The 16,532-nt window shown below is 73.1% G+C and carries 15 protein-coding genes; 11 read left to right on the top strand and 4 right to left on the bottom strand.

The window, feature by feature from the left end; genetic code table 11:
* Window positions 1-6: 6 nt before the first annotated feature.
* From TNCT1_RS03635 to TNCT1_RS03620, 3 genes are all read right to left on the bottom strand, one after another.
* A complete protein-coding gene (locus tag TNCT1_RS03635) occupies window positions 7-666 on the bottom strand; it encodes a response regulator transcription factor (RefSeq protein WP_281293408.1) in 660 nt (219 codons plus the stop codon).
* A 149-nt stretch (window positions 667-815) separates the two neighbouring features.
* Window positions 816-2,180 carry a sensor histidine kinase gene (locus TNCT1_RS03630; RefSeq protein ID WP_143627997.1) on the bottom strand — a complete coding sequence of 455 codons (1,365 nt, stop codon included), beginning with the start codon at window positions 2,178-2,180 and terminating at the stop codon, window positions 816-818.
* 408 nt (window positions 2,181-2,588) lie between these two features.
* Window positions 2,589-3,785 (bottom strand): sensor histidine kinase, encoded by a 1,197-nt coding sequence (locus tag TNCT1_RS03620; protein WP_143627995.1) that lies wholly within the window; start codon window positions 3,783-3,785, stop codon window positions 2,589-2,591.
* A 235-nt stretch (window positions 3,786-4,020) separates the two neighbouring features.
* On the opposite strand from TNCT1_RS03620, the gene TNCT1_RS03615 reads away from it, so the two are divergent.
* The 11 genes from TNCT1_RS03615 to htpX all read left to right on the top strand — a co-directional run bounded on the left by TNCT1_RS03615 (window position 4,021) and on the right by htpX (window position 15,503).
* Entirely contained in the window at window positions 4,021-4,437 is a 417-nt protein-coding gene (locus TNCT1_RS03615) for an NADH-quinone oxidoreductase subunit A (protein ID WP_143627993.1), read from the top strand.
* Entirely contained in the window at window positions 4,428-5,048 is a 621-nt protein-coding gene (locus TNCT1_RS03610; protein WP_143627991.1) for an NADH-quinone oxidoreductase subunit B, read from the top strand. Before TNCT1_RS03615 ends, TNCT1_RS03610 begins: the two co-directional genes overlap by 10 nt.
* Window positions 5,048-6,841: an NADH-quinone oxidoreductase subunit C gene (locus TNCT1_RS03605; RefSeq protein ID WP_143627990.1), complete on the top strand. Its 1,794-nt coding sequence runs from the start codon at window positions 5,048-5,050 to the stop codon at window positions 6,839-6,841. Before TNCT1_RS03610 ends, TNCT1_RS03605 begins: the two co-directional genes overlap by 1 nt.
* Window positions 6,838-7,806 (top strand): complex I subunit 1 family protein, encoded by a 969-nt coding sequence (locus TNCT1_RS03600; protein WP_143627988.1) that lies wholly within the window; start codon window positions 6,838-6,840, stop codon window positions 7,804-7,806. Before TNCT1_RS03605 ends, TNCT1_RS03600 begins: the two co-directional genes overlap by 4 nt.
* Before the next feature lie 2 nt (window positions 7,807-7,808).
* Window positions 7,809-8,363: an NADH-quinone oxidoreductase subunit I gene (locus TNCT1_RS03595; protein ID WP_143627986.1), complete on the top strand. Its 555-nt coding sequence runs from the start codon at window positions 7,809-7,811 to the stop codon at window positions 8,361-8,363.
* On the top strand, window positions 8,360-8,962 hold the full coding sequence (locus TNCT1_RS03590) for an NADH-quinone oxidoreductase subunit J (RefSeq protein WP_143627984.1): 603 nt from the start codon (window positions 8,360-8,362) through the stop codon (window positions 8,960-8,962). Before TNCT1_RS03595 ends, TNCT1_RS03590 begins: the two co-directional genes overlap by 4 nt.
* Window positions 8,962-9,348, top strand: coding sequence for an NADH-quinone oxidoreductase subunit NuoK (nuoK, locus tag TNCT1_RS03585; protein ID WP_143627981.1), 387 nt, complete (start codon window positions 8,962-8,964; stop codon window positions 9,346-9,348). Before TNCT1_RS03590 ends, nuoK begins: the two co-directional genes overlap by 1 nt.
* Window positions 9,345-11,339 carry an NADH-quinone oxidoreductase subunit L gene (locus TNCT1_RS03580; RefSeq protein WP_143627978.1) on the top strand — a complete coding sequence of 665 codons (1,995 nt, stop codon included), beginning with the start codon at window positions 9,345-9,347 and terminating at the stop codon, window positions 11,337-11,339. Before nuoK ends, TNCT1_RS03580 begins: the two co-directional genes overlap by 4 nt.
* A 6-nt stretch (window positions 11,340-11,345) precedes the next feature.
* On the top strand, window positions 11,346-12,923 hold the full coding sequence (locus TNCT1_RS03575) for an NADH-quinone oxidoreductase subunit M (RefSeq protein ID WP_143627976.1): 1,578 nt from the start codon (window positions 11,346-11,348) through the stop codon (window positions 12,921-12,923).
* The gene (locus TNCT1_RS03570) at window positions 12,920-14,449 is read left to right on the top strand and encodes an NADH-quinone oxidoreductase subunit N (protein ID WP_143627974.1); all 1,530 of its coding nucleotides are present in this window, start codon (window positions 12,920-12,922) and stop codon (window positions 14,447-14,449) included. The genes TNCT1_RS03575 and TNCT1_RS03570 overlap by 4 nt, the downstream gene beginning before the upstream one ends.
* A gap of 190 nt (window positions 14,450-14,639) precedes the next feature.
* A complete protein-coding gene (htpX, locus tag TNCT1_RS03565) occupies window positions 14,640-15,503 on the top strand; it encodes a zinc metalloprotease HtpX (RefSeq protein WP_143627971.1) in 864 nt (287 codons plus the stop codon).
* A gap of 75 nt (window positions 15,504-15,578) precedes the next feature.
* Here htpX and TNCT1_RS03560 read toward each other — a convergent pair whose 3' ends face one another.
* Window positions 15,579-15,980 carry a YccF domain-containing protein gene (locus TNCT1_RS03560; RefSeq protein WP_143627969.1) on the bottom strand — a complete coding sequence of 134 codons (402 nt, stop codon included), beginning with the start codon at window positions 15,978-15,980 and terminating at the stop codon, window positions 15,579-15,581.
* Window positions 15,981-16,532: the final 552 nt, after the last annotated feature.

The following is a 16,532-nucleotide window of genomic DNA, read 5'->3' as shown; positions in this document are numbered from 1 at the left end:
AGCCGGTCATGAGTTCAAGTAGGTGAGAACGGCCAGAACACGCCGGTGGTCGCCGTCGCTCGGGGACAGCCCGAGCTTCAGGAAGATGTTGCTGACGTGCTTCTCCACGGCTCCGTCGCTGACCACGAGCTGCCGGGCGACCGCCGAGTTCGTCCGGCCCTCCGCCATCAGCCCCAGCACCTCCCGCTCGCGCGGGGTGAGCCCGGCCAGCACGTCCTGCTTGCGGCTGCGCCCGAGGAGCTGGGCGACCACCTCCGGGTCCAGCGCCGTGCCGCCCCCGGCGACCCGCACCACCGCGTCGACGAACTCCCGCACCTCCGCGACCCGGTCCTTGAGCAGGTAGCCCACGCCCCGGCTGGAACCGGCCAGCAGTTCGGTGGCGTACCGCTCCTCCACGTACTGCGACAGCACCAGCACCCCGAGCCCCGGGTGCGTCCGGCGCAGCCGTACGGCCGCCCGCACCCCCTCGTCGGTGTGGGTCGGCGGCATCCGCACGTCCGCCACCACCACGTCGGGCAGCTCTCCCTGCCCGTCCAGGTCGGCGATGGTCTTGAGCAGCGCCTCCGCGTCCCCGACGCCGGCCACGACGTCGTGCCCGCGGTCGGTCAGCAGCCGGGTCAGCCCCTCTCTCAGCAGCACCGAGTCCTCGGCGATGACCACACGCACCCTGTTCTCCACGATCTCCCGGCCCCCCACAGCCCGACCTTCCGACGGCGTCCCGTACGAAGGTCAAGCATTCCAGCATTCGGGCCGGCGCGCGCAGGACCGGGGGAAACAGCCCGGCGCGCGCACCCGTCCGGCCCCGGCGCGTCCGCTCAGCCGCGCCAGGGCAGCTCGGCGATCACCCGGGTCGGGCCGCCCGCCGGCGAGTCCACGACCAGGACCCCGTCCACCGCGTCCAGGCGGCCGGCCAGCCCCGCCAGGCCCGAACCCCGGGCGGCGTCGGCGCCGCCGACCCCGTCGTCCAGCACCTGGATGAGCAGCCGGTCCTCGTTCCGCCAGACGTCGACCGAAGCGGACCGCGCCCCGCTGTGCTTGCTGATGTTCTGCAGCAGCTCGGAGACGGTGAAGTAGGCGATGCCCTCGATCGCCGGGGCGGGCCTGGCCGGCAGATCGACCTCCACGCGCACCGGGACCGCGCAGCGGGAGGCGACGGAGGACAGGGCCGCGTCCAGGCCACGGTCGGTCAGCACCGCCGGGTGGATGCCCCGGGCCAGGTCGCGCAGCTCCTGCAGCGCCGTCTTCACCTCGCCGTGCGCGTCCTCCACCATCCGGGCCGCCTCCCGCGGGTCCTCCCGCAGCTTCTCCTTCGCCAGCCCCAGGTCCATCGCCAGGTTCACCAGCCGGGCCTGCGCCCCGTCGTGCAGGTCGCGCTCGATGCGGCGCAGGTCGGCGGCGGCCGTGTCGACCACGACACCCCGGTCCGACTCCAGCTCCACCACCCGTGCCGACAGTCGTGACGGCCCCAGCAGCCCGCGCACCAGCAGCCCGTCCACCGTCGTCAGCCCCCGCACGACCCACGGCGTGGCCAGGGTGAACAACAGACCCGCCAGCGCCGTCACGCCGATCTCGAAGGAGTTGTCCAGGTAGACGCTGTGGTGCGCGTCGCCGTAGAGCTGCAGGCCGCCCTGGCCCGCGTACATCGGGAACACCCAGAACCACAGCGGATACGTCAGCAGGGACCAGCCGGCGGTCCAGAAGGTCACCGCCACGACGAACGAGAACACCGCCCAGGGGAACTGCACCAGCGCGTACAGCAGGTGCCGCCAGGAAGCGCCGCTCTTGAGCACCGCGCCCATCCACGCGAACGCCCCCGGCTTGGCCGTCCGCAACGGCTCCGGGTCCGCCACCTCCACGCGCAGCAGCGCACGCGCGCGCGTGCGTTCCAGTACGCCGAAGCCGCGGCAGCCGGCGAGCCCCGCCGCCAGCACCGGGACCCCGAGGAAGGTGATGAGCAGGCCGGCGCCGAGCGACACCATCGTGACCGTCCAGCAGAACAGCACGACCGCGACCGGCAGGCCCAGCAGCACATGGCCGAGCTCGCGCCAGCTCCGCGCCTCCACGGGCGCCCGCAGCGCGGCGGGCAGCCGGTGCCGCCGTTCCCCGTCGTGGGCGGGGAAGCCGGATCCGGCGAGGTGCCCGTGTCCCCGCCCGTACCCCTGTCCGTACTCCGTGGCCATCGGTGTCGTCCGTTCTCCTCGTCCTGGCGGCGCTGCTGCGGCCGTGTCTCCAGAGTGGCGGGCCGCGGCCCCCGGTGACATGGAGGCCGTCGGCGTCTTGGACCGGGGGTTTTCCCCACCACGGGGGTGGGGGCCGGGTGGCGCGACGGTGTGTCGTGGCGCGGGGGGTGATGCGGCTGGGCCCGGTGGCGTGAGACGGCGGGGGCCGGGCGAGGACCGGGTGGCGCTGTGCGGGTAGGTCCGGCGGTCGGTGCGGGTGGTGTCGTGCGGGTAGGTCCGGCGGTCGGTGCGGGTGGTGTCGTGCGGGTAGGTCCGGCGGTCGGTGCGGGTGGTGCCGTGCGGGTAGGTCCGGCGGTCGGTGCGGGTGGTGTCGTGCGGGCGGGTCCGGTGGTCGGTGCGGGCGGCCGGCTATTCCTGGCGGTCCCGCCAGGGCAGCTCCGCCGTGACCACGGTCGGGCCGCCGGCCGGGGAGTCGACGAGGAACAGGCCGTCCACCGCGCCCAGCCGCTCCGCCAGGCCCCGCATGCCGCTGCCGCTCTCCAGCCGGGCGCCGCCGCGGCCGTCGTCCCGGACCTGGATGAGCAGCCGGTCCTCGTTCCGCCAGACGTCCACCGCGGCGGAGTGCGCCCCGCTGTGCTTGCTGATGTTCTGCAGCAGCTCGGAGACGGTGAAGTAGGCGATGCCCTCGATGGCCGCCGCGGGCCGGGTCGGCAGGTCCGCCGTCACCTTCACCGGCACCGTGCAGCGGGAGGCGACGGAGGACAGGGCGGCGTCCAGGCCGCGGTCGGTCAGCACCGCCGGGTGGATGCCCCGGGCCAGGTCGCGCAGCTCCTGCAGGGCGAGCTTCACCTCGCCGTGCGCCTCCTCCACCATCGCGGCGGCCGAGTCGGGATCCTCCAGCAGCTTCTCCTTCGCCAGGCCGAGCCCCATGGCGAGGTTCACCAGCCGGGCCTGCGCCCCGTCGTGCAGGTCGCGCTCGATACGGCGCAGGTCGGCGGCCGCCGTGTCGACCACGACCCCGCGGTCCGACTCCAGCTCGGCGATCCGCCGCTCCAGCTCGTCGGAGGGCGACAGCAGCCCCCGCACCATCGCCCGGTCCACGTTGGACAGCCCCCGCGCGATGAACGGCAGCACCGGCCACAGCACGAACAGCGAGACCAGCACGGTGCAGAAGGTGAGGATCCCCCAGGGCAGCCGGATGAGGTCGTACAGCAACGTCCGCCAGCCCACCGGGTCCTTCAGCGCCAGCCACAGCCGCTGCAGCACCCCGCCGCCCCGGGCGATCGGCAGCGGCGACGGCTCGTCCACCCGGACCCCGAGCAGCGCCCGGGACCGGAACCGCTCCAGCTTGCCGAGCTGCCGTGCGCCCAGCAGGCACACCGCGAGCAGCGGCAGCCCGATCACCGTCAGGGTGAGGACGCCGCTGACGAGCACCGCCGTGAACACGTACGTGAAGCCGAACACCGCCATCGGCAGGTTCAGCAGGAGGTGCGAGATCTCCTTCCAGGTGCGCGCGTCGAGGGCGACACGAGCGGGCGGAAGGCGGTCGGCGGGAAGACGGTCGGAGCCTTCGGTCCGGCCTGCGGCGGAGGCGGAAGCGGTCATGCGGGCCAGCCTGCCGTGCCCGGCGCCCCTTGTGCCATGCGGCCCACCGCCCCCGTTCCCTGGGGAAAACCCCACCCCTCGCCCGGTCCTCGCGTCTCACGCCGTGACGGGCTGCTTACCGTGTCTTTATCAGGGCCTAGACTCCCGTGCGTACAGATCCTCGAATCAGGTCGCAGCAGCAGGGGCCACTGCGCCGGGTTCACCAAGGTCACGAGGTCAGGGAGCGAGGCGGACGGTGCGGGAGACGTTGGGGGACTCGACGGTCGCCGCGGCGGACGTCGCGGCCGGCTACTTCCGGTCCTACTCGGTCGTAGGGCTGCTCGCGCTCGTCGGCGTGCTCTTCGTCGCGGTCGCCTTCGGCGCCGGCCGGCTGCTGCGCCCGGTGGTGCCCACCCCGGAGAAACTGCTCACCTACGAATGCGGCGTCGACCCCGTCGGCGAGGGCTGGGCCCACACCCAGGTCCGCTACTACGTCTACGCCTTCCTTTACGTGATCTTCGCGGTCGACTCGATCTTCCTGTTCCCGTGGGCGACGGTGTTCGCCGCCCCCGGCTACGGCGCGACCACCCTCGTGGAGATGTTCATCTTCCTCGGCTTCCTCGCCGTGGGCCTGCTGTACGCCTACAAGAAGGGGGTGCTGGCATGGACGTGAACCCGTCCCGTACGGAGAACCCGTCCGCCGCGCAGCCCGTCCTGCTTCCGGAGCCCAAGCGTCTTGGCGCCCTCGCCCGGCTCGCCCCCGAGCCGATGAAGGTGGTCCTGAACTGGGGCCGCCGCTACTCGCTGTGGGTGTTCAACTTCGGCCTCGCCTGCTGCGCGATCGAGTTCATCGCCGCGTCGATGGCCCGCCACGACTTCATCCGCCTCGGTGTCATCCCCTTCGCGCCGGGCCCCCGCCAGGCCGACCTGATGGTCGTCTCCGGAACGGTGACGGACAAGATGGCCCCGGCCGTGAAGCGTCTGTACGAGCAGATGCCGGAGCCGAAGTACGTCATCTCCTTCGGCGCCTGCTCCAACTGCGGCGGCCCGTACTGGGACTCGTACTCCGTCACCAAGGGCGTCGACCAGATCATCCCGGTCGACGTGTACGTGCCCGGCTGCCCGCCGCGGCCCGAGGCGCTGCTCCAGGGCATCCTCAAGCTCCAGGAGAAGATCGCGGACGAGTCCCTCGAGCACCGTTACGGGACCGCCCGGCCGTCCGCGGCCGCGCTGCGGAGCGACCTGGTCAAGCCGCCGGCGCCCGCCCCGGAAGGGGACGCGTGATGAGCACGGCAGGCTGGCTGCCCGCTCCCGCCGGGGAACTCTTCGGCCCCGACGCCACGGCCGAGGAGTCGTACGAGGTCCTGACGGTGGACGTGCCGCCGTCCGCCTGGCTCACCGCCCTGGAGACGGCCCGCACCACCCTCGCCTGCACCTACTTCGACTGGCTGAGCGCGGTCGACGAACCCGGGACGGGTTTTCGCGTCTCGGCCCACGTCGTGGCGCTCCACCCGGTCCGCCGTCTGCTGATCCGCACGACCGTGCCGCACGAGGCGCCGGCGCTGCCGTCCGCCGTCGGCGTCTACGCGGGGGCGGCCTGGCACGAACGCGAGACGCACGAGATGTTCGGGGTCGTCTTCGAGGGCCACCCGGGCCTGGAGCACCTGCTCCTGCCGGAGACCTTCGAGGGCCACCCGCTGCGCAAGGACTTCGTCCTCGCCGCCCGGGTGGCCAAGGCCTGGCCCGGCGCCAAGGAGCCCGGCGAGTCCGACCACGGAGGCCCCAAGCGCCGTCAGATGCTGCCGCCGGGCGTGCCCGACCCGAACGAGTGGGGCCCGCTGAAGGGCCAGCTGCCGCCTGCCCCGGCCCGCCCGGCCCGCGGCGCGGCACGCGCCGCGGGCGAACGTCCGGCACGCGCGGCGGGCGAACGCCCCGTACGACGCACCCGCACGGCGTCGGAGGGCTCCGCCAGCCAGACCGGAGAGGCCGCGGCTGGGGCTGCTGGGGCCGCTGGGGCCCCTGGAGCTACTGGGGGCGCCGGGGCTGCTGGGGCTGCTGGGGGCGCCGGGGCTGCCGAGGCCGCCGGGGGCGCCGGAGCGGCTGGGGGCGCAGGAGGTGTCGGTGCCACCGGGGCTGTTGGGGCTGCCGGTGCTGCCGGGCCTGGCGGAGCCGCGGGCGCCGGGGCGCGGCCGCGGCGGACGAGGAGCGCGAGTGAAGGCTCGGTGAGCCAGTCGGCGGCGCCGGCCGAGGACGCGGCGGTGCGCAAGCAGGCCGCGGCCGAGGGCGATGCCGCCCAGGCGTCGGCGGAGGGACCGGCCGCGGAGGCCTCGGTGGCCCACGAGCCCGGACCGGCACCCGCCCGGCCGCGCCGTGCGCGCAGCGCCTCGGAGGGCTCGGCCTCACAGCGGGACGAGGCCCCGGCCGAACCGGACGGCGCCGCCCGCCGGAGTGCGACCCCGCGCAGCAGCGACGCCCCCTGGCACCACGCCCGCCCGGCCTTCGACCAGCGGCCCGAGTCCACCCCGGCACCGGGGCGCGCCCAGGAAGCAGGCGAGGACGAGCAGCCCCCGAAGGCCGAGCCAGCCCCGGAGGCTGAGTCAGCGCCAGAGGCTGAGCAGACCGCAAAGGCTGAGCGAGCCTTGGAGCCCGGGTCGGCCTCGGAGCCCGAGCACGCCACGAAGGCTGAGCGAGCCGCGGAAGCCGACCAGACCCGAGAAGCCGACCCCGCCCCCGAGCTGGACGCCGAGTCGGCCTCGAAGCCCGAGCCGGCCCGTGAAGCCGACCGTGGCCCGGAGCCCGCCCGGACCCAGGAGGCACAGGCGGCGGAGGCCACGCGAGCCACGCAGGCCGAGCAGCCCCCGAACCCGGAAGCCGAGCAGGCCCCGAAGCCCGAGCAGGCCACGGAGCCCGAACCGGCCCGCGAGGCAGACCGCGCCCCCGAGCGCGAAGCCGACCGCGCTGAGGATGCCCAGGGCTCTCCGGATGCCCATCCGGCTCAGCGCCCTCAGGACGCTTCCGGGGCCCGGAGCCACGAAGAACCCCCCACTCCCGACGACCCCACAGGAGGCCCGCGGTGAACGACGTGCTGGATGTCGTCCTGCGACTCCTGGTCGTGTTCGTCGTCTTCCTCACCTTCCCCCTGATCGTGGGCCAGACCGAGCACAAGGTGATGGCCCACATGCAGGGCCGCCTCGGCCCGATGCACGCGGGCGGCTTCCACGGCTGGGCCCAGCTCGTCGCCGACGGCGTGAAGTTCGCGCAGAAGGAGGACGTCGTCCCGGCCGGCGCCGACCGCCGTGTCTTCCAGCTCGCCCCGGCCGTGGCCCTGCTGCCGTACCTGCTCGTCCTGCTGGCCATCCCGATCGGGCCGGGCGAGGGCGCCGTCGGGCAGGTGCTGGACGCCGGGATCTTCTTCGTGCTCGCGGTGATGGGCGTCGGCGTCCTCGGCTCGCTGATGGCGGGCTGGGCCAGCGCCAACAAGTTCTCCCTGCTCGGCGGCCTGCGTACGGCGGCCCAGCTGCTCGCCTACGAGCTGCCCATGCTGCTCGCCGCGGCCTCCGTGGCCATGGCCGCCGGCACCGTCTCCCTGCCGGGGATCGTGCACGCCTTCCACTGGTGGTGGCTGCCCTGGCAGATCGTCGGCGCGATCGTGTTCTTCGTGGCCGGCCTCGCCGAACTGCAGCGCCCGCCCTTCGACATGCCGGTCGCCGACTCGGAGATCATCTTCGGCGCCTACACCGAGTACACCGGCCTGCGGTTCGCGCTGTTCCTGCTCGCCGAGTACGCCGGCATCGTCGTCCTGTGCGGTCTGACCACCGTCCTGTTCCTGGGCGGCTGGCACGGCCCGTGGGGCGCCGAGGGCCTGGGCTGGCTGTGGACCCTGCTGAAGACCGCGATCCTCGCCTTCGTCGTCATCTGGCTCCGCGTGACCTACCCCCGCCTGCGCGAGGACCAGCTCCAGAAACTCTCCTGGACCCTCCTCGTCCCTCTGTCCCTCGCCCAGATCGCCCTCACCGGCGTCGTCAAGGTGGTGATCCAGTAGCCATGGCCCCGATTCCCGGCAGCGGCCTGGCCAAGGGCCTGGCCGTCACCCTGCGCACCATGACGCGCAAGACCGTCACCGAGCAGTACCCCGAGGCGCTGCCCGAACTGCCGCCCCGCACGCGCGGTGTGATCGGCCTGTTCGAGGAGAACTGCACGGTCTGCATGCTGTGCGCCCGCGAGTGCCCCGACTGGTGCATCTACATCGACTCGCACAAGGAGACGGTCCCGCCGGCCGCCCCCGGCGGGCGCGAGCGCAGCCGCAACGTCCTCGACCGGTTCGCCATCGACTTCTCCCTGTGCATGTACTGCGGTATCTGCATCGAGGTCTGCCCCTTCGACGCCCTGTTCTGGTCCCCGGAGTTCGAGTACGCCGAGACCGACATCCGCGAACTCACCCACGAGCGCGACAAGCTCCGCGAGTGGATGTGGACCGTCCCGGCCCCGCCGGCCCTCGACCCGGGCGCGGAGGAGCCGAAGGAGATCGCCGCGGCCCGCAAGACCGCCGAGAAGCTCGCCGCCCAGCGGGCCGCCGAACAGGGGGAGGAGCAGTCGTGAGCCTCGCCGCAGCCCAGCACGGCTTCCTGTCCCCGACCGGCGTGGAGATCGCCTTCCTCCTCGTCGGCCTGGTCACCCTCGGCGCCGCGCTCGTCACCGTCACCACCCGGCAACTGGTGCACGCCGCCCTGTGGCTGGTGGTCGCGCTCGGCGGACTGGCCGTCGAGTACCTCCTGCTCACCGCCGAGTTCATCGCCTGGGTGCAGGTCCTCATCTACGTCGGGTCCGTCGTCGTCCTCCTCCTGTTCGGCCTGATGCTCACCAAGGCCCCCATCGGCCACTCGCCGGACGCCGACTCCGGCAACCGCTGGGCCGCCCTGGCCGTCGCGGGCGCGGCGGCGGCAGCCCTGGTGTGGGTGGTCGTCGACGCGTTCCGCACCACCTGGATCGACCTGGGCGGCCCGGCGGCCGGCAGCACCCGTGTGACCGGCCAGAGCCTGTTCCAGCACTGGGTGCTGCCCTTCGAGGCGCTGTCCGTCCTGCTCCTCGCCGCACTGGTCGGCGCGATCGTCCTGTCCCGCAAGGCGGCAGCGGCGGAGCCGCCCCCGGACGCCGCCCCCGTGACCGGCGCCCCCGGCGAGAAGGAAGGCGCCCGCTGATGCACCTCGCCTATCCCGCCGTCCTGTCCGCCCTGCTGTTCTGCACCGGCCTGTACGGCGTCCTCGCCCGCCGCAACGCGATCCTGGTCCTGATGTCCGTGGAGCTGATGCTCAACGCCGTCAACCTCAACCTGGTCGCCTTCGACGTCTGGCTCAGCCGCGCCGCCGTGGAGACGCTGCACTCCGGGCAGGCGCTGACCCTGTTCACCATCGCCATCGCCGCCGCCGAGATCGGCATCGGACTGGCGATCGTGCTCGCCGTGTACCGCAACCGCGGCACCTCCGACATCGACAGGCTCCGCGACACCGCCGAGGGCCACGGCGACGACACCGACGGCCCGGGCACCGACGCCTCCGCGGCCGAGAAGACCGAGGCCACCGCGTGACCACGACCACCCTCGCCGTCCTCGTCCCCCTCCTGCCGTTCCTCGGCGCCGCCGCCGGACTGCTGCTCGGCCGCACCGCCCCGAGCTTCGTCCGCCCGCTCGCCGTGCTGCCGGCCGCGGCCGCGCTGGTGCTGGCCGCGCTGGTCGCCGTACGGCAGGGCGGCGGCCTGGCCGTCGAGGCCCACACCGAACTGACGCCCACCGGCTCGGTGCCGATCGACCTGGCCCTGGACGTCGACGGCTTCGCCGCGCTCGTCGCCGTCCTGGTCGCCTTCGTCGCGACCTGCGTGCAGGTCTACTCGACCGGCTACCTGCGCGACGACCCGCGCTACTCCTCCTACGCCGCCCTCGTCTCCCTGTTCACCTCCGCGATGCTCCTGGTCGTCTACTCCGGCGACCTGATCGTGCTGCTGGTCGGCTGGGAAGTCATGGGCATCTGCTCCTACTTCCTGGTCGGCCACTACTGGGAGACCCCCGAGGCCCGCGCCGCCTCCCTGAAGGCCTTCCTCGTCACCAAGCTCGGCGACGTGCCGTTCCTCATCGGCCTGTTCGCCCTGGGCACCGCCGCCGGTTCGTTCGACATCCCGCGCGTCCTCTCCGCCGTGGCGGACGGCCGCGTCCAGCACCCGACGCTCGTCGCCCTGCTGCTGCTCGCGGGCGTGGCCGGCAAGTCGGCGCAGTTCCCGCTGCACACCTGGCTCCCCGACGCCATGGCGGGCCCCACCCCCGTCTCGGCGCTGATCCACGCCGCGACGATGGTCGCCGCCGGCGTCTACTTCGTCGCCCGTCTCCTCCCGCTGTTCGAGGCCTCACGGGCCGCGATGGTGGTCCTCGCCGTCATGGCCGCCGTCACGATGACCGGCTCCGGACTCGCCGCGCTCGCCCAGGACGACATCAAGCGCGTACTCGCCTACTCCACGATCGGGCAGCTCGGCTACATGACCGGCGCACTCGCCGTCGGAGACCGCGGCGCGGCCGTCTTCCACCTCCTCGCGCACGGCGCCTTCAAGGCGCTGCTGTTCCTCGCCGCCGGCGTGATCATCCACGCCGCGGGCACCAACTCGCTGGCCGCCATGTCCCGCATGAGCCACCTGCGCGACCGCGTCCCGGACGCCTACTGGACGATGACCGTGGCGCTGCTCGCGCTCGCCGCGATCCCGCCCTTCAGCGGCTTCTTCTCCAAGGAGTCCGTCCTCGGCGCCGCCGAGCACGTGGCCACCGGGCACACCGCCCAGGCCCCCGGCGCGGCCGGCTGGCTCGTGCTGGTCGCCGGACTGCTCACCGCACTGCTCACCGCCGCCTACGCCGCCCGGCTGTGGCTGCTGGCCTTCCGCGGCCGGGGCGCCGAGGTCCCCGACCACGGCCGCCAGCCGCTGACGATGACCGTGGTGCTGTGGGTCCTCGCCGTGCCGTCGCTGGCCTTCGGCGGGCTCGCCTACCGCTCGCTGCCCGGCTGGTTCGACGGCCGCGACCTCACCCCGACCCTCCTCACCTCCATCCTCGGCACCGGCCTCTCCGTGGTCGGCGGACTCCTCGCCTACGGAGCCTGGCAGCGCACCACCGCGCTCGCCGCCCGGTTCCCGCTGGGTGCCGTCGCCGCCCACCCCGAGGGCGACGCCGGACTGGTCGAGGCAGAGGCCATCGCCGGTCACGAGCCCGCCTACGGCGACATCGCCCGGGCGCCCGACCCGGCCGACCCCGGACGGCTGCTGCTCGGCCCGCTGCACCGGCACGCGGCCGCCGGCTTCCACCTGGACGCCGTGTACTCGGCGCTGTTCGTCCGCCCGGTCCAGGCCGGCGCGAGCCTCGTCCGGTTCCTCGACCGTGAGGTCGTCGACACCTACGTACGCGGCGCGGCCGCCGTGCCCCGGCTGCTCGGGGCCGCCGTGCGGCGGGCGCAGACCGGCAATGTGCAGACCTATGTGAGCGCGCTGCTCGCCGGCACCGTCGTCCTGGCGGTCGCCGTCCTCCTCGTCGCCACGGGAGCGTGAGCAGGCGTGATCGATATCAACGAGTCCGTGATGCGGTTCCTTCTGGCGTTCGTCGTCGCCGGCCCGCTCCTCGGCGCCGTCACCGCTCTCCTGCCGGCCCCGCCCGGGCTGAAGGGGAAGTCGCCCGAGCAGGCCGTGCTGCGGCACGGTGTCACCGTGACCGGCGTGATCCTCGCCGCCGTCGTCGTCCTCGCGATCGGCTTCGACCACGGCCATCCGTCGAGGATGCAGGCCACGACCGACATCAGCTGGATCCCCGCACTCGACGTGCGGATCCACCTCGGCATCGACGGCATCTCTCTCCCCCTGGTGGTGCTGAGCGCGCTGCTGGCCTTCCTGTGCGCGCTCTACTCCTACTTCAAGCCGCCGTCGGGCCCGTCCCCGAAGGCGTTCGTCGCCCTGCTGCTCCTGCTCGAGACCGGCACCCTCGCCACCTTCGCCGTCCTCGACCTGCTGCTGTTCTTCCTCGCGTTCGAGACGGTGCTCATCCCGATGTACTTCCTCATCGCCCGCTGGGGCGGCGAGGGCCGCACCCGGGCCGCGTGGAAGTTCATCCTGTTCACCCTGCTCGGTTCCGTGGTCATGCTGCTCGGCCTGCTCTTGATCGGAGTCAAGGCGGGCACGTTCGACATGGTGGCACTCGCCACTGACAACGGCCGCTCGCTCACCACGTCCGTGCAGGTCATCGCCGTTCTGGCGATCGGGCTCGGACTCGCGGTCAAGACGCCGATGTGGCCGCTGCACAGCTGGCTGCCCGACGCCCACACCGCCGCCCCGACGGTCGGCTCGGTCCTGCTGGCCGGCGTTCTGCTGAAGATGGGCACGTACGGTTTCGTGCGCATCCTGCTGCCGGTCGCGCCCGACGGCTTCCGCACCTTCGCGCCGTACCTCGCCGCCTTCGCCGTGGTCGGGATCATCTACGGGTCCCTGGCCTGCCTGGCCCTGGCCAAGCGGGGCGCGAAGGGCGACCTCAAACGGCTCATCGCCTACTCCTCCGTCGGCCACATGGGCTTCGTCCTGCTCGGCATCGCCACCATGACCCCGACCGGCGTCAACGGCGCCCTGTTCGCCAACATCGCCCACGGCCTGATCACCGGCCTGCTCTTCTTCCTGGTCGGCGCCCTGAAGGACCGCACCGGCACCACCGACCTCGACACGCTCTCCGAGGAGACGGGCGCCGCCCTGTACGCCAGGGCCCCGCGCCTCGGCGGACTGCTCGCCTTCGGCGCCGTCGCCTCGCTCGGCCTGCCCGGCCTCGCCGGGTTCTGGGGCGAGATGCTGGCCCTGTTCGGCTCGTTCAGCCCCGCCGCAGGCCTCAGCCGGCCCGCGTTCCTCACCTTCATGGCGATCGGTGCGTTCGGCACCCTGCTGACGGCCGCGTACATGCTGATCGTGGTCCGCCGGGTCTGCATGGGCGCCGTACCGCGGCAGGCCCCGCCCACCCTCGCCGACGTGCGCGGCTACGAGTTCGCGGCCTGGACCCCGCTCGTCACCCTCACCGTCCTCGCCGGACTGTGGCCGCGGGCCCTGCTCGGCCTGACCGACCCGGCCGTGCAGCAGCTCCTCGCAGGAGGCACCCGATGAGCGCCCTGGCCCTGCCCCAGGCCCCGGCCCAGTCGCTGGTCCAGTCCGTCGACTGGCTCGCGATCGCGCCGCCCACCGTCACCGCGCTCGTGGCGCTCGCGGTCCTCGTCGCCGACCTCTTCCTCCCCGAGGCGCGCAAGCCCCTCCTCGGCTGGATCTCCGTGGCCGGCCTGGCGGTGGCCACGCTGATGCTGCTGCCGCTCCTCGACGGCGACCGCAGCACCTTCTGCCTGCCCGGCCCCCCGCGCGCGTGCAGCTACACCGCCGACCACTTCACCCTCGTCATCCAGTTCCTGGTGCTCGGCGGCGCCCTGCTGGCGGCCCTGCTGTCGGTGACGAACCTCGGCGACGAGCGGCGGCGCATCCCGGCCGGGGAGTTCTGGTTCCTGCTGCTGTCCTCGGCGGCCGGCGCCGCCCTGCTGCCCGCCTCCCGGGACCTGGCCACCCTGATCGTCGCCCTGGAGGTCGCCTCCCTGCCGGCCTTCGCGCTCGTCGGCATCCGGCACGGCGACAAGCGGTCCTCCGAGGCGGCCCTGAAGTTCTTCCTGTCCTCGGTCACCGCCACCGCGGTCAGCCTGCTGGGCGTCAGCTTCGTCTACGCCTGCACCGGCACCCTCTACCTCACCCAGGTCGCCCAGCGCATCCAGCACGTCGACGGCCAGTTGCACACCCTCGCCCAGACCGGCGTGGTCCTCACCCTGGTCGGCTTCGCCTTCAAGACCGCCGCGGTGCCCTTCCACTTCTGGGTGCCCGACACCTATGTGGGCGCACCCCTGCCCATCGCCGCCTACCTGTCGGTCGTCGGCAAGGCGGTCGGCTTCTCCGGGCTGATCCTCGTCACCGTGGTCGCCTTCCCCTCCTACGCCGACGCCTGGGGGCCCGCGCTCGCCGTCCTGGCCGCCCTCACCATGACCGTCGGCAACGTCGGCGCCCTGCGCCAGCAGGCCACGCGCGCGTACAGCGCCGTACGGCTGCTCGCCTGGTCCTCCGTCGGCCAGGCCGGCTACCTGCTCGTGCCGATCGCCGCCGCCGGATACGCGAAGGACCCGCAGAAGGCGGTCGGCTCCACCGTCGCCTACGCCCTCATGTACGCCGCCGTGAACCTCGGCGCGTTCGCGGTGGCCGCCCTGGTGGGGCGTACGAAGCCCCTCAACCGGCTCAGCGACTACCGCGGCCTGTACGCCGCCAGTCCGGCCACCGCCCTGCTGCTGGCCTTCTTCCTGCTGTGCCTCGCCGGGCTCCCGCCGGGCGTCATCGGCCTGTTCGCCAAGGTCACGGTGTTCTCGGCCGCCGTCGACGCGGGCCTCGGCTGGCTCGCCGTCGTCATGGCCGTCAACGTGGTGATCGCCCTCTTCTACTACCTCCAGTGGACGGCCCTGCTGTTCCGCGCGCCCGAGGGCGCACCCGCCCGGCACCCGCTCCCGGCCCCCCTCACCGCCGCCCTCGCCCTCACCGGGGTCCTCGGCGTGGTGCTCTCCGGCGCACCCCAGCTGGTCCTGCGCTTCGCCGCCACCGGACTGTTCTGAGGACTCGTCACGCGCGTACGGGGCACCCGTGGCCCACGCGCGCGGCAGGCCGAAAGAGCACGTCACCCGTACGGCCGACGCGCCCCGCCGTCCGTACCGGGGAACTCGCGGCGGCCGCCTGGCGTTGACCAGAGCGGGAGGGTCCACTGGACCAATGGGTTCCCCTGCAGCACGACTTGGAGGGCGTACCGTGCACCGCCGGCACAACGGGCTGAGGACCGCAGTACTCCTCGGAGGGCTGTCCGCGCTCATCATCGTCATCGGCAGCTTCTTCGGCCGGGCGGGACTGATCGTGGCGGTCCTGATCGCGCTGGGCACGAACGCGTACGCCTACTGGAACAGCGACAAGCTGGCGCTCCGCGCGATGCGGGCCCGCCCGGTCAGCGAGTTCGAGGCTCCCGCGCTGTACCGGATGGTCCGCGAGCTGTCCACGCAGGCCCGGCAGCCCATGCCACGCCTGTTCATCTCGCCCACGGAGGCGCCCAACGCCTTCGCGACCGGCCGCAACCCGCGCAACGCGGCCGTGTGCTGCACGGAGGGCATCCTGCGCCTGCTCGACGAGCGCGAGCTGCGCGGCGTCATCGGCCACGAGCTGAGCCACGTCTACAACCGCGACATCCTCATCTCGTCGGTGGCCGGCGCGCTCGCCTCGGTGATCATGTTCCTGGTCAACTTCGCCTGGCTGATCCCCATCGGCCGCTCCGACGACGACGAGGGCCCCGGTCTGTTCGGGATGCTCCTGATCATGATCCTGGGCCCGCTCGCCGCCTCCCTCATCCAGCTGGCCATCAGCCGGTCCAGGGAGTACGAGGCGGACGCCTCCGGCGCCCAGCTCACCGGCGACCCGCTGGCCCTGGCCAGTGCCCTGCGCAAGCTGGAGCTCGGCACCCAGCAGCTCCCGCTGCCCCCCGAGCCCCGGATCGAGACCGCGAGCCACATGATGATCGCGAACCCCTTCCGGCCGGGACAGGGGCTGGCCAGGATGTTCTCCACCCACCCGCCCATGGCGGAACGCATCTCCAGGCTCGAGGCGATGGTGGGCCGCCGCGGCTGAGGCGCCCCACGGCGCCGCCTCCACCGGGCCGCCCCACCGCGGCCGTTCCGGGGGCCGCCGTCGCCGCCGAGTCGGTCAGCGTGTGCCGAACCGCTGATCGGTGGGGACGACCTCCCGCCCGAGCGGCATGAGCGAGATGGGGATGAGCTTCAGGTTGGCCCACCCGAAGGGGATCCCGATGATCGACACGAACAGCGGGATGCTCGTCACCAGATGGGCCAGGGCCAGCCACCACCCCGCGAACACCACCCAGATCACGTTGCCGACGAACGAGCCGGCCCCGGCGTCCGCCCGGTCGACAGTGGTCCGTCCGAACGGCCACAGCACGAACCCGGCGATGCGCAGCGACGCGATGCCGAACGGGATGGTGATGATCAGCACGAAGCAGATCAGCGCGGCGATGAGGTAGCCGATCGCCATCCAGAGGCCGCAGAAGACGAGCCACAGCACGTTGAGCAGCAGGTTGAACACCTTCATGGTCGGTACCTCCCCAGGTCACACCGTCGGCATGCCGGCTGCCACCAGTATCGGCGGGACGGCCGTCCGGACCGAAGGCAGCGGCCGGCGGCCGGGCGCCGTCAGGGGTCCGCTTCGGCCGGGGGCGTTCATATTCGGACACCACGCGGCCGAAGCCGCACGCGTGACGCCCGGCCGGCGCCGCCCCGACCCCCTGGAACCGGGGCTTCCGGCTGTGTGCACCGCCACGGCGTCGTCCCCGGTGAGCGCGGGCGGCCGGTGGGGCGCGGGAGGTTCCGGGTGCGTTTTCCGGGCGGCCACTCCTCGCCCTTGACCGCGGGCCTCGCCGGCCCCCCGGACCGCGTCCGCCCCGCCGTACGCACCCGCCCCTGCTGCGCCGCCGCCGCAAAGGGGCCCGGCGGGCGCCGCCGGCGGACGTCACCGGCGGTCGGTCAAACATTCATGTGCCACCTGTTTCGGCCACCTTTTCGCCTCCGGGCAATTGCCGGGGAAATACCTGCACGGCCGCCGAAGGCAACTGGACAAAGTACTGCGATCCGGGCCGGTTGAAAG

Origin of the sequence: Streptomyces sp. 1-11 (assembly GCF_007176755.1) — a bacterium.
Classification (GTDB): Bacteria; Actinomycetota; Actinomycetes; order Streptomycetales; family Streptomycetaceae; genus Streptomyces.
The sequence above is the reverse complement of the archived record's forward strand: the minus strand, read 5'-3'. Positions and strand labels throughout refer to the sequence as shown.